Here is a 13,534-nt window from a genome sequence, read left to right as displayed (position 1 = left end):
ATGACAACGAGTACCTGCCAGTCGCGCGCAGTGGATTATAGGGATATGAACCCCTAGTGACAAATGAACACCCACCGAACTCGACCATGGTTCAAGCCCATTGCTCATGACAGTCCAGCCGACGACGCGCCAACTGGCCACCCCATGCGGTATCCATGGTGCACAGCACCAATTGTTGTACAATTTCCGTTACGCAGCAAGAGCAATGTACAACCAAGGGGTCGCTTAAGGTTAATTGACAATCCCGGGAACGCTTCTATAGTGGGCGAACCTTTTTCGCGGCCCAACATAAGAAAACACTGTTTGCGAAATAACGACTTAACGTTTCAATTCGACTTCGAGAGGAGGCCAGCATGGCTGACAGGAAAGCGACACTGACGGTAGACGGACTGGATAAACCGGTCGACCTGCCGATCTACTCGGGCACCCTGGGGCCTGACGTGGTTGATGTGCGCGGCCTCGGCGCAGAAGGCCTGTTTACCTACGACCCCGGCTTCATGGCAACCTCCTCGTGCCAGTCCGCCATTACCTACATCGATGGTGCCAAGGGGGTGCTGCTGCACCGCGGCTACCCCATCGAGCAGCTGGCCAAGGAGTCCAACTTCGTCGAGATGTGCTACCTGCTACTGTTTGGCGAACTGCCCGATGATACGCAGTATGCCGATATCGAGAAGCGCATCAGCAACCACACCATGGTCCACGACCAGATCAACAACTTCTTCAAGGGCTTTCGGCGCGACGCACACCCGATGTCGATCCTGTGTGGCGTGGTCGGCGGCCTGGCGGCCTTCTACCATGACCACATGGATATCACCAAGGCCGAGGATCGCGAGATCAGCGCCATCCGCCTGATCGCCAAGATGCCGACCATCGCCGCGATGTCCTACAAGTACAATATCGGCCAGCCGTTCAACTATCCGCGCAATGACCTGAACTATGCAGAGAACTTCCTCTACATGATGTTCAGCAACCCCTGCGAGGAGTACAAGATCAATCCGGTGTTTGCCAAGGCCATGGATCGCATCTTCATGCTCCACGCCGACCATGAACAGAACGCCTCCACTTCCACAGTGCGCCTGGCAGGCTCTACCGGTGCCAACCCGTTCGCCTGTATCAGCGCCGGCATTGCGGCACTATGGGGACCGGCCCACGGTGGCGCCAATGAAGCCGTGCTGAACATGCTCGACGAGATCGGTGACGACTCCGAAGAGAACATCCAGCGCTTCGTCGACAAGGCCAAGGACAAGGACGACCCCTTCCGCCTGATGGGCTTTGGCCACCGCGTCTATCGCAACTTCGACCCGCGCGCCAAGGTCATGAAGGAGACCTGCGACGAAGTGCTGCGCGAGCTGGGCATGGCTGATGATCCTCAGTTGAAGATCGCCAAGCGCCTGGAGGAGATCGCCCTGGAAGACGAATACTTCATCGAGCGCAAGCTCTATCCCAACGTCGACTTCTATTCCGGCATCATCCTCAAGGCCATGGGCATCCCGACCAACATGTTCACGGTGATCTTCGCCGTATCGCGGACCATTGGCTGGATTTCCCACTGGCACGAGATGATCACCGGAGACTACAAGATCGGTCGTCCGCGCCAGCTCTACATCGGCCATCCGCAGCGCGACTACCCCACCAAGTAATCTATCCTGTCACTACCCGGCAGGATGCGGCCCAAGGCCGCTCGGTACCAAAAGGCCGCCCCAACGGGCGGCCTTTTGCGTCCAGGCGTCCATTGAGGCTTAGCGTCACCGGACCACAGCTCCGCCATCAACGAGAAGGAATCATCAATGAGCCAGACTATCTCGACTGTTGCCTTTATCGGCCTGGGCGTCATGGGCTATCCCATGGCCGGCCACCTCGCCAGACAGGGCCTGACGGTACGCGTCTACAATCGAACAGCCGCCACGGCCAAGGCTTGGGTCGCTGAGCATGGCGGAAGCCATCACAAAACGCCCCAGGAAGCCGCCCAGGGCGCCGATATCGTCCTGGTATGCGTGGGTAACGACGATGACGTACGCGAGGTCACAGCCGGCCCACAGGGCGCCCTGAAGGGCATGGCCGCCGGCAGCCTGCTGGTCGATCACACGACCGCCTCGTCCGACCTGGCCGAAGAGCTGGCCGGCACCTGTCGCGAGCAGGGCACCGGCTTCATCGACGCCCCCGTTTCCGGTGGCCAGCAGGGCGCCATCAACGGCGTGCTGACCATCATGTGCGGCGGTGACGAAAGCGAGTTCGCCCGCGCCGAACCGATTCTTTGCCACTACGCCCGGGCAGTCAGCCTGATGGGCCCTGCCGGCAGTGGCCAGCTGACCAAGATGGTCAACCAGATCTGCATCGCCGGGCTGGTGCAAGGCCTTGCCGAGGGCCTTCACTTCGCCGAGCAGGCCGGGCTTGACCAGCAGCGTGTCATCGATGTCATCGCAAAAGGGGCTGCCGGGTCCTGGCAAATGGAAAATCGCCACAAGACCATGATCGGTGATGAATACGAGCACGGCTTTGCGGTGGACTGGATGCGCAAGGACCTGGGCATTTGCCTGGATCAGGCTCGACGCCTCCAGGCTCGCCTGCCGGTAACCGCGCTGGTGGACCAGTTCTATGGTGACATTCAGGTCATGGGAGGCGGCCGCTGGGACACCTCCTCGTTGCTCCGTCGCCTGCGCGACCTGGGGCGCGGCTAAGAACGACGCGGGCGTCACTCCCATCGTGACGCCCCGAGGCCAAGCCCCGCTGATCGAGCCCTGCCGATCAAGTATGAAGAAACTACGATCCATGGCTTGACAAGCCTCATCCATCAGGCATGAATCAGCGCTCCTGAACACACCAGAACGTTTTCCACACATTCTGTGGATAACCCTGTTCACAACCACCAGAAAACGCCATCGAATCGGCATGAACAGAGGGCTGCTGTTAGATTGGTTAATTTTTAACCGATTATAACTAGTTGAAATATATAGGTTTTATTGAAAACACCTGGGGTGCAGCGAGGTGAGCAAAACTGCACACAGGGCATCTCCAGAAGGCTTGGACGAGTGGACAAGTCAAGCCCTAAATCGCGAAAAACCGGCACTTCAATGCGTTTTACACGCAAGCAGAAGCCGCCATCGCACTGGGCGCGACAAGACAACAAAAAAGACGCACCAGGCGCCTCGGGATCTCGATATCAGAAAACGGGATTGCAGAGCAGGATGGCGTCCCATAGGGGGTTCGAACCCCTGTTCCCGCCGTGAAAGGGCGGTGTCCTGGACCACTAGACGAATGGGACGCAATGTCACGCACGAAACCATGATTGGTGGAGCCTAGCGGGATCGAACCGCTGACCTCAACACTGCCAGTGTTGCGCTCTCCCAGCTGAGCTAAGGCCCCAGATGTCTCGTGAAGACGAGGCGTATACTACTGATTAGCCTCGCCTTCGTCAACTGGAAAAACACCAATTTCCTGCTGCGCTCGACATCCTGGTCGCCGGCGGTACTCGCTCTCCTCATGTAGCAGGCTACACTCCGGGAGCTGCGCTCCGGCGGCGACCAGCCTATCTTCGCTCGCGACGGAAATATGGCGCTTTTCTATCCTTTACTTGGGCCGCAGGCTGGCCCCTATCCGCCTTGTCAGTTGGGCGCTTGGAGTTCGCGGTACTCCTTTTCGAAGCGCTTGGCCTGCTTCTTGGAGACCCCGCCGAGCACCTCGATGGCGTGGCGCAGCCGCGCCCGGGTCATGTCCGAGCCAATATGGCCATGGCATCCATGACCGAAGTGCTCGCTGCAGAACCGGTAATGGCAATGAAGACCGGGGCCAGGAAATCCTTCATCTTGAGATCGAAATGCGCCGCCAGCGCCTTGACCTCGCCGAGCAACAGCTCCTTGTGCCAGGCCGGGACGACCTCGAAACGCCAGACCAGGAATTGCAGCAGCTTGACCAGCTCCTCCCGTCCCAGCTTGACACTGTCGAAATCGCCCTCCTCGATCTCCGGCAGGCCGGAGAAGAAATGGCCGGCCAGCGGCGCCACCTGGGAAAGGGTTTCCACACGGGTGCGCACCTGGGGCAGGATCTGCCCAACGTACTCCTCGTTGAAGGCCCACTCCATCAAGGCCTTGAGGAACGCCCTGTCATCAAGGTCCTCACGAATATAGAGGCCGTTGAGCCAGGTCAGCTTCTCGAGATCGAAGACCGGGCCGCCTAGCGAGACTCGCTGGACATCGAAATGCGTCATCATCTCGTCGAGACTGAACTTCTCGCGCTCGTCGGGCATCGACCAACCCATGCGGCCAAGGTAGTTGGTCACCGCCTGGGGCAGGAATCCCATCCGGCGATAGTAATTGATCGAGGTCGGGTTCTTGCGCTTGGAAAGCTTCGACTTGTCGGGGTTGCGCAGCAGCGGCATATGGCAAAGCACCGGCATCTGCCAACCAAAGTATTCATAGAGCAGCTGATGCTTGGGCGCCGAGTTGATCCACTCCTCGCCACGCAGCACATGGGTGATCCCCATCAGGTGATCGTCCACCACATTGGCCAGGTGGTAGGTAGGCATGCCATCGGACTTGAGCAGGATCTGGGCATCGACCTGGGCCCAGTCGACTTCGATGGTGTCCCGCAACATGTCCTCTATCAGGCAGGTGCCGGTGGTGGGCACGTTCATGCGCACCACATGGGGCCACCCTTCTCGCTCGCGGCGCATCTGTTCGTCACTGGGCAAGGCCAGGTCGGCGGGCTTCAGTGCCAGGTGCATGCCAGCCGCCTTGCGTGCCTCACGCAGCTCATCCAGCTCCTTGCTGGTACGGTAGCACTTGAAAGCGTGGCCGGCGTCGATCAACTGCCGGGCATATTCGGCATAGATGTCTCCACGCTCGCTCTGGCGGTAAGGTCCATGGGGGCCACCCACATCCGGCCCCTCGTCCCACTCCAGCCCCAGCCAGCGCAGCGAATCGAGGATCATTTGCTCGGACTCGGTAGTAGAGCGGACCCGGTCGGTATCCTCGATGCGCAGGATGAACTGCCCGCCGTGCTGACGTGCGAAGCAGAGGTTGAACAGGGCAATGTAGGCGGTGCCCACATGGGGGTCACCGGTGGGTGACGGCGCAATGCGAGTACGTACGGTCATGTCGTCCTTATCCATTGAGGGATGGGCATGGGGCCATTATACGCACCTGCCTGGGCACAGGCAGCCGTGCCCGGGAATCCTTTCCAGCCAACGAGGTCTGTACAAGAGATATTTGCGTTGCAAGCATGGTCAACCGACCCGATTCGCCCCCCTCTCCTCCACCTGACCGGCAGAACCTTTCGACGGCCCCTGCTCACTTTCCACACCCCATGGATACGAAAAACAAAAAGAAATCAGTACTCTGCCGCATTCACAAACGCAAGGAGCGCCTGACAAGCCCACCCTCCACAAAAGCCAGCAACCGGGCCTTCCACAGTTTTTTTATCGTTGATACGCCAAATTTGCACAGTTAATGCAGATCATTGACTATCCCTTTCTTTTATTCATCGTTGGCAGGAATGAAGAGATGCACGCATTGGGCCCACGCATCAAGCAGCTTCGAATAGAAGCGAGCCTCAATAAGGCGGCACTGGCTAGGAAAGTCGGCGTTTCCGATGTCACGATTTCCTATTGGGAGTCCGGCGCTATCAAGCAGATCGGCCACGAACGCCTGGTCGCCCTGGCCGATGCCCTGGGCTGCCCCTTGCGTCGTCTGCTGGAAGATGACAGCGTCGATCTGTTGTCCGCGCCGCTCTATCTGCGTAGCCAGCCTCCAGCCCCCTGGCATGACCCCAACGCCAACCGCATCACGCTGCCCGAGGGCTTTCTTGTCGGTACCAACTGGCAAGGCGAGTGCTATCTGGTCACGCCGGCCCCCGGTGAATGTTTCGACTATCTGGGCACAGGCGACCTGGCCGCCATTGGGCCGATAAAAACCTACGACCAACCGGGCCATTACTTGATAGAAGGTGAAATGGGTCTGTTCATCGGCCAACTGGAACGCAGCCAGGACGGAGAACTGCTCTATCGCGGTGAAAGATCAGCAACGTCCCAGGCAACGCCGCTGGAAAAGAGCGACCAACCGGTCGGCAGGCTGTTGGCCCGCTGGCGCCAGGAAGGGGGCTAAGCGCCCCTCCGGGTACCTCATTCGACGCCCAGCACCTCCACCTCGTCAGTGGTTCGGCGTGGCTCATTGCCGATCAGATAGCGCCGCGAATAGCTTGCCACCTGCCCCAGGCCATGGCGCGAACTCCTTATCAGCGGTCCTGCAAGATGCTCGCCCTGGTCACCGATCCGCTGGCGAATCGCCGACGGCTGCACACTGGCCTCCGGCAAATTCACCGTAATGGTATAACCACCGTCCGGCAGCCCGCTTCCGGGTCCGAATGGCCCCGCTTCAAAACGGCTACCCTGAACTTCTGTACGCGACTGCCAACGCACGCCGCTCAACTCACGTTCCACCACGATCAACAGGCGAGCCCCTTCCGGCAAATTGGTCTCCCCCTCGACCATCAGCCTCCGGTCGCTGCGCAGCGCAGCCGCAACCGAGATATCCACCTCCAGCGGCTCCACCTCTTCAGCAGCCTCATCGGTCGCGACGACTTCCGGCTGTCCATTCGTCATGTCTTCTTCCGGCCCAGCCTCTTCCGGCCCAGTGTCGTTACCACAGCCGGACAGCGCCAGCAGAGCCACCAATCCAACGCAGGATAGTCGACGCCGTACCTTCATGAATTCCTCCAACCGACATATTGATCTTCTAGACTACCACCGGCCTGTACGGTTCGTCCCAACGCCGAAACTAAACCAAACAACGCCAGTTGGATACCGTGCCAGAAGAGCCGAACGGCTCTTCAAGATCGCAAATGGGTAGGAATTCGCTGTTTTCCAGAAATGGCTATGGCTGCTGGTGGTCTCTGCCAGCAGCACACTCCAGGCACAGTACGGCATAAGGCAGTGCTTCGATACGCCGGGGATCAATCGGCTCGCCACACTGTTCGCACGTATCGCCTTCGCCGCTCTGGACACGCTCCAGTGCATGCATCACTTGACGCAGCTCCTCCTCGGCTTCCTGCTCCAACGCATCGATGACATCCTCATTTTCCAGCTCGATGGCCTGGTCTTCCAGATCCCTGTCCAGCGGCTGCTCCAGGCGTGCCTTGTGCGCCTTGTAGCGATCTGCACGATCGATCAGTTCATCGCGCAGGGATTCCAATCTCTGTTGTCGCCTCATTGTCCCTAGCCTCCCTTTGGGTGATGCCTCACCTTTACATAGCATAGTTCTTGGCGGAAACCGAACCAGGCGCAGGCAAGAGGGGGGAGCTAGCTGGTGCTGTCGGGGAAAAATAGCGGATAATACCACTCCTCATAAGGCTTACATGCCGTCACCTGATCTCCCAGCTGCATCAGACGAGAGACAATTGCCGAGCACTCCTCCTGGGTAAAGAAAGGACCGCCCCCCCCTCCTCTTCACCCTCCTCGACAAGAAAAAACCTGAGAAACATGGCGGAAGAGGGGTCAGCGCTTTTCAGGCGTTCAGCGTAAGTATCCACCATATCAGCGGCCTCCTTGGACACCTCACAAAGCCCTTCACGGCGCACCCTCAAGGCCCGGAAGATGGCCTTGCTTTTATCGGCAGTCTCGACGTGATCCGACAGTAGGCAATTCAACCTATGCGGCTTTAGAATACTCAGCGACTGCTCAAAAAAATACTCGTGGCCTCTCATCAAGTCGGCAACATGCTCCGAGTAAGACGCCTTTACCTTCTCGTATCGCGCAGCTTCCGCCGAGCGAATATCCAACGCTTTACCTTCCGGACCATATGGCCAAAACAAGATCCATGCCATAAAGGTAAAGAAGAACATGACACCAATCACGATACCGTTTTCAAGAACGACTCTTTCCCAGCGCCGCCATAATTGTCTGTTCATTTCTGCTTCCTTGCGGCTGCCTGCTTGTCAGTAGAACAAGCTGAACTCCTGGTGGTGCCCCCGGCCCGTAGCCAACCAGTGGACTCCTCCACACCAAGCCCGGTGCCCAGGAACCTGTACTTACCGCCCTCCCCTTCACTCACTACCCGATGCCCGCTTGCCGTACAATGTCCCGCCAATACTGGCAAAGCCCTTTCAGGAGACCCTACCTTGGAACTCATCTGGTGGCTGGCCTACGTTGCCCTTGGCGGCGTGGTCGGCATGATGGCTGGCCTGCTCGGCATCGGTGGCGGCGGTATCATGGTGCCGATTCTTACCTCTCTGTTCGTATTGCAGGGAGTGCCCCACGAGCACCTCGCCCACCTGGCCCTGGGCACCGCCATGGCCGCTATCATTCCCGCCGCCACCGCCAGCCTGCTCTCCCATCATCGCCACGGGGCCGTGCATTGGCAAACCGTTCGCTACATGACGCCGGGCATACTGGTCGGCACCTTTCTGGCGACCTTCATCGCCGCCCTGATGCCGACTCGAGGCCTGGCCATCTTTTTTGCCTGCTTCATGGTGCTGATGTCGCTGCAGATGCTGGCCAACCTGAAACCCAAGCCTAGCCGTAGCCTGCCACGCCCGCTCGGCCTCAGCGGGGCCGGCCTTGGTATCGGCGGCATCTCGGCCCTGGTAGCCATCGGCGGTGGCTCGCTGACGGTGCCCTTCCTGACCTGGTGCAACGTGAAGCTGCCACGTGCTATCGGCACCTCGGCGGCCGTGGGGCTGCCCATTGCCATGGCGGGTGCACTGGGCTACATCATCAATGGCTGGGCCACGCCGGGGCTGCCGAGCGCCTCCATGGGCTACGTTTACCTGCCCGCCCTGCTGTTGATGGCGCCCTTCAGCATCCTCACCGCCCCCATCGGGGCCAGGCTGGCCCACCGGCTGCCCATGGCGCTGCTCAAGCGGGTCTTCGCCGTCATGTTGATGGGGCTGGCCATGCAGATGGTATACGCGGTGTTCAATACCTGAGGCCAGGCCGGACGGGAATGACAGTCCCCACCACGTTGTTCCGGCAGCGTCTGCCTGAAGGCGAGAATGAAAAAAGCCCGGCCACTGGGGCCGGGCACATCTCAACGCTCCCTGTTTGCAAACCAACCTCGAGCTTCCTGCCCAAGCATCCCTGGGTATGAGCACTCCATTGCTCGACCTTCCCTGTTGGGCTCTCCCTGTCCCGTTACACTTCAAGGTAGTCGCTCTGGGCGAATAGCGGTTTAACGCAGGATAATGTTCAATGTAGGAAAACTACTCTCGTTTTTGTAAGAGATATCTTACAAAACTACGCAACCGGATGATTCAGCCCTGAGTTACCCTCGTTGCCTGGCCGGTTTACGGCCAGGCCCACCTGGCGGGCCGTATCGCCGCTGGTCAGGCAGGACCGCACAGCCCAGACTGGCAGCATTGCTGCTGGCGTAGATGCCGGCGAAAGACAGCGGCTTTCGATCAAGGTGAGGCATGATCTGCCTGAAATGGCCAATGATTGGCCAGGGCTGATAGAATAATCCCCTTCCCCCTGCCCTCCCAGTGATGCCGATGCCCGAGCTCGACCGCACCTTCTCAATTGCCCCGATGATGGACTGGACTACCAGGGACCAGAGAGCCTTCGCGCGCACGCTGACCCGGCGCGCACTGCTGTATACCGAGATGGTCACCACCGGTGCCATTCTCCACGGCAGCCCGCGGGAGCGCTTCCTCGGTTACGATGCGGTAGAACACCCTCTGGCGCTGCAGCTGGGCGGCAGCGATGCCGGCGAGCTGGCCGAATGTGCAGCCATCGCCGAGGCGTGGGGCTATGACGAAGTCAATCTCAATGTGGCTGTCCCAGCGACCGGGTGCAGAACAACCTGATCGGCGCCTGCCTGATGGCCTATCCGGAGAAGGTGGCGGCGGCGGTGCGTGCCATGCGTGAGGCGGTGTCGATCCCGGTGACGGTGAAGTGCCGTATCGGTATCGATGACCAGGACGAGGACGCCGACCTGGAACGCTTCATTGCCCAGGTGGCGGATGCCGGCTGCGAGGTGTTCATCGTGCACGCGCGCAAGGCATGGCTGCAGGGGCTCTCCCCCAAGCAGAATCGCGACGTGCCGCCGCTCAACTACCCGCGGGTGCATCGCCTCAAGGCGAGCCGCCCGGAACTGCATATCGGAATCAACGGCGGTATCAAGACGCTGGAGGCATGCCGGGAACAGCTCGACCATGTGGATAGCGTGATGGTCGGTCGCGAGGCCTATCAGAACCCCTGGCTGCTGGCCGGGGTGGATGAGGCGCTCTACGGGGTGGCGGGCCCGGCAACCAACCGCCACGCCGCCGCCCGCGCCTTTCGCCCCTACATTGCCCGTCGCCTCGACGAGGGGGCCAAGCTCAACCACATCACCCGCCATCTGCTGGGCCTGTTCCAGGGCCAGCCGGGCGGCGCCGCTTCCGTCGCCACCTATCCGAGAACGGCCACCTGGACGGTGCCTGCTTGAGAGTCTTCGACGACGCGCTCAGTCTCGTGCCGGAGACAACCCCGTTGACCGAGACGGAAACCGAGACTGCCTGAGGCTCAATAGAGCGAGTCCGGCGGCGGCTCCAGGCTGGAATGGAACCCCTCAACGGCGTTTTCGGCTTCCTCGATCTCATCGAAACGGGCGATGTGGAACAGGGCTTCACCCTCGTTGGCCAGCGGCAGCCGGCTCATGCCGATGACGATACCGTCCGCCATGGATATGACGGCCTCTTCGGCGTTCCCGAAGGGGTCGGCCACCTTGCCCAGCACCTCGCCCTTCGCCACGCGCGCCCCGAGGCGCACCTTGGGCCGCAGGATGCCATCGATTGGCGCCCGCGCCCAACTGGAGCCATTGGCCAGTTCCGCCGCGGGCGGCAGCCGACGGCGATGCTCACCGGTCAGCATGCCCAGCCGCCGCATAACCCGCAGCACCCCACGGACCCCCGGGGTGATCGCCCATTCGTCGAAACGCAGCGCCTCGCCGGCCTCATAGGTCAGCACGGGGATACCCCGGTTCTGAGCGTAGTGGCGCAGGCTGCCTTCACGGAGCTCCGCGTTCAGAATCACCGGCGCGCCAAAGGCATTGGCCATGCGCTCGGTCTCGCTGCCGGGGCTGAGCTGGGCACGAATCTGCGGCAGGTTGGTGCGATGGATGGCGCCGGTGTGCAGGTCAATGATATGACTGGCGTGGTCGACGATCTGCTCTCGGAACAGTGCCGCGACACGGCCACCCAGCGAGCCCGACTCACTGCCGGGAAAACAGCGGTTGAGGTCTCGCCGATCCGGTAGATAGCGCGTGTGCTGCATGAAGCCAAACACGTTGACGATGGGCACCGCCACCAGGGTACCGCGCAGCCCCTGGATCTGCTTGGAACGCAGCAGTCGGCGGACGATCTCGACGCTGTTGATCTCGTCGCCGTGAATGCCGCCACATACCAGCAGTATTGGCCCCGGCTGACGACCGTGAACCACTTCCACAGGGATATGCAACGGTGCATGGGTGTAGAGGCGTGCCACCGGCACATCGATCTGGATCCGGTGGCCCGGCATCACCTTGACGCCGGCGAGTTCAAAGGGGGCGCGAGCCATGCTGCGGTTTCCTGTAACAGAACAGTGTTCACCCACTTATACCGCGATGGCGGCAAAATGACGAGGACGGACCTCACGCCCTATCCATACCATATCCATACACAGTTGAATGTAAAAAACCAACCGCTCCGGTAGAATGATGGTCATACCCCGTCACGGAGAAACGCCCCCTACCATGGCCCGACGCACCAAGGCGGAAGCCGCTGCCACCCGTGAAGCCCTGCTGGATGCCGCCGAGGAGATATTTCTCGAACGTGGCGTCGCTCGTACCTCACTGGAACAGATTGCCCGCCAGGCAGGCATGACCCGTGGCGCGGTATATTGGCATTTCCGCAATAAGGCCGACCTGTTTCGCGCCATGCTCGACCGGGTTCGTATGCCCTTTCAGGAACTGGTCGACGAAGTCGACGATCCGGCACTCGCCGATGCGCCTCTCGAAGCGATTCGCCTGGCCTGCCGGCAGGGCTTTACGCGGCTAGAGCAGCCCCGCTATCGCCGGGTCCACGCCATTCTGATCCACCACTGCGAAATCTTTGGCGAAATCGATCCCCTGGCCATGCAGAACGAGATCGCCGCGGAGTCCTCGGGCGCCCTCATCGAATACTTCACGGCAGCCTGGGAACACCAACTGCTGCGGCCCGACATCACGCCGGAACTGGCAGCGCGGCTGCTGCAGTCCAGCCTGGGCGGGCTCTTCCACGACTGGCTGCGCAATCACGAGCGGTTCTCGATCCACGAGCGCGGCATGGAGCTGGTCGATACGCTGCTGAAACTGCTCTCTCGCGAGCCCTCCACGGCCTGAGCCACCCTCACCACAAAGGCAACGGGCCGGCCCACAGGGGAGCCGACCCGTTGTCATTCATGCCCGGGCTCTGTCCGAAAAGTCGCCGAGCGTAGGCAGTTTTCGGACAGAGCAAGGCAATTCTCAGGCATCGGCCTCCCAACCACCACCCAGCGCCTTGAACAGCGTGGCGGTTGCAGTCAGGCGGTCGCGCATTGCCTCCGACAGCGCCAGCTCCGCCGAGAGCAGTGCCCGCTGGGCATCGAGCAGCTCGATGAAACCGACGAAGCCTTCCCGATAGCGCACTTCCGCCAGCTCCAGGGTGCGCGCCAGCGCCTCCACCTGGGCCAGTGTCGCCTCGATACGCTCGCCGCTGGTCTCGAAGGTGACCAGGGCGTTGCGCACCTCGTTGAACGCCTGGTTCACCGTGGCGCGATACTGGACCTCGGCCTGAGCTGCCAGCGCTTCGGCGGTGTCGACCCGGGAACGGGAGCGACCGAAGTCGAACAGCGGCCCCATGACCGTGGCGGAGAGTCCCCAGGTCTGGGCGGCGGTCGTGAACAGATCGCTGGAATCCCCCGCCGCCGTGCCCAGGAAGGCGCCCAGATTGAGGGTCGGCAGGCGACTCGCCTCGGCAACGCCAATGGAGGCATTGGCCGCGATCAGCCCCGCCTCGGCGGAGCGGATATCCGGACGACGCTGCAGCAGGCTGGAGGGCAATACGGCCGGCACACCTTCGGGCAGCACGATATCCGCCAGTTGGGTGTCGCCGAAATCGAGCTCAGCCATCAGCTCTGCCGGGCTCATCCCCACCAGGATGGCCAGCGCACCCTCCAGTATCCTGACCCGTTGCTTCTGGCCGGGCAGCTGGGCGCGGGTGGTTTCCAGCTCCGACTGGGCCTGACGCAGTGCCAGCTCACCGGTCTCACCGGAGTCGAAGCGAATCTGCTCGATCCGGTAGGTCTCCTCACGGGAAGCCACGGTCTCCTCGGTGATCCTGAGCTGCCGCTCGGCATTGCGCAGATCAAAGTAGGTGGCCACCACATCGGCGATCACGTTAAGGCGCACCGCATCACGGGCGAACTCGCTCTGCTCGAGCAGTGCCTCGGAGGCCTCGCGCTCGCGGTCCAACCGGCCCCAGAGATCGAGCTCGTAGTTGAGCACGCCGGCCAGCGAGAACAGATTGCCGGTCGTACTCTGCCCCAGGGGGGAGGCAGTGCCCGGGGTGCGCT

General features: G+C 61.1%; 10 protein-coding genes, 2 tRNA genes and 2 pseudogenes. 6 read left to right on the top strand and 8 right to left on the bottom strand.

Annotation, left to right across the window (positions count from 1 at the left end):
* Positions 1–353 precede the first annotated feature (353 nt).
* Positions 354–1,640, top strand: a complete 1,287-nt coding sequence (gene gltA / locus Q427_RS24170) for a citrate synthase (protein ID WP_043517853.1) — start codon at positions 354–356, stop codon at positions 1,638–1,640.
* A gap of 147 nt (positions 1,641–1,787) precedes the next feature.
* Positions 1,788–2,678 (top strand): NAD(P)-dependent oxidoreductase, encoded by an 891-nt coding sequence (locus Q427_RS24165; protein ID WP_043517851.1) that lies wholly within the window; start codon positions 1,788–1,790, stop codon positions 2,676–2,678.
* Positions 2,679–3,186: 508 nt separating this feature from the next.
* On the opposite strand, the gene Q427_RS24160 is transcribed toward Q427_RS24165, so the two are convergent.
* The 3 genes and pseudogenes from Q427_RS24160 to gltX form a co-directional block, all read right to left on the bottom strand.
* Positions 3,187–3,262, bottom strand: a tRNA-Glu gene (locus Q427_RS24160).
* A 25-nt stretch (positions 3,263–3,287) separates the two neighbouring features.
* Positions 3,288–3,363: transfer RNA gene (locus Q427_RS24155), tRNA-Ala, on the bottom strand.
* Positions 3,364–3,602: 239 nt separating this feature from the next.
* Positions 3,603–5,092, bottom strand: a pseudogene (gene gltX, locus Q427_RS24150) (glutamate--tRNA ligase).
* 406 nt (positions 5,093–5,498) lie between these two features.
* Between gltX and Q427_RS24145 the strand changes: the two are divergent.
* Positions 5,499–6,098 (top strand): helix-turn-helix domain-containing protein, encoded by a 600-nt coding sequence (locus Q427_RS24145; protein WP_051496658.1) that lies wholly within the window; start codon positions 5,499–5,501, stop codon positions 6,096–6,098.
* Positions 6,099–6,115: 17 nt separating this feature from the next.
* Here the strand turns inward: Q427_RS24145 and Q427_RS24140 are convergent, their stop codons facing one another.
* From Q427_RS24140 to Q427_RS24130, 3 genes are all read right to left on the bottom strand, one after another.
* Positions 6,116–6,700: a hypothetical protein gene (locus Q427_RS24140; protein ID WP_043517850.1), complete on the bottom strand. Its 585-nt coding sequence runs from the start codon at positions 6,698–6,700 to the stop codon at positions 6,116–6,118.
* 166 nt (positions 6,701–6,866) lie between these two features.
* Positions 6,867–7,202: a TraR/DksA family transcriptional regulator gene (locus Q427_RS24135; protein ID WP_043517848.1), complete on the bottom strand. Its 336-nt coding sequence runs from the start codon at positions 7,200–7,202 to the stop codon at positions 6,867–6,869.
* A gap of 172 nt (positions 7,203–7,374) precedes the next feature.
* Positions 7,375–7,899, bottom strand: coding sequence for a hypothetical protein (locus Q427_RS24130; RefSeq protein WP_043517846.1), 525 nt, complete (start codon positions 7,897–7,899; stop codon positions 7,375–7,377).
* Between the two features lie 210 nt (positions 7,900–8,109).
* Here Q427_RS24130 and Q427_RS24125 point away from each other — a divergent pair, with 210 nt between their 5' ends.
* Together Q427_RS24125 and dusA are read left to right on the top strand one after the other, a co-directional pair.
* Entirely contained in the window at positions 8,110–8,916 is an 807-nt protein-coding gene (locus tag Q427_RS24125; RefSeq protein WP_043517845.1) for a sulfite exporter TauE/SafE family protein, read from the top strand.
* A gap of 561 nt (positions 8,917–9,477) precedes the next feature.
* Positions 9,478–10,486, top strand: a pseudogene (gene dusA / locus Q427_RS24120) (tRNA dihydrouridine(20/20a) synthase DusA).
* A gap of 3 nt (positions 10,487–10,489) precedes the next feature.
* On the opposite strand, the gene Q427_RS24115 reads toward dusA, so the two are convergent.
* Positions 10,490–11,521, bottom strand: a complete 1,032-nt coding sequence (locus Q427_RS24115) for a succinylglutamate desuccinylase/aspartoacylase family protein (RefSeq protein WP_043517843.1) — start codon at positions 11,519–11,521, stop codon at positions 10,490–10,492.
* 175 nt (positions 11,522–11,696) lie between these two features.
* Between Q427_RS24115 and Q427_RS24110 the strand changes: the two genes are divergently transcribed.
* Positions 11,697–12,323 carry a TetR family transcriptional regulator gene (locus Q427_RS24110; protein ID WP_043517841.1) on the top strand — a complete coding sequence of 209 codons (627 nt, stop codon included), beginning with the start codon at positions 11,697–11,699 and terminating at the stop codon, positions 12,321–12,323.
* Positions 12,324–12,446: 123 nt separating this feature from the next.
* Here Q427_RS24110 and Q427_RS24105 read toward each other — a convergent pair.
* A partial coding sequence (locus tag Q427_RS24105; RefSeq protein WP_043517840.1) for an efflux transporter outer membrane subunit occupies positions 12,447–13,534 on the bottom strand: 1,088 nt, incomplete at its 5' end.

Source organism: Halomonas sp. BC04, from assembly GCF_000568385.1.
This window is presented reverse-complemented; position numbering and strand designations above follow the sequence as displayed.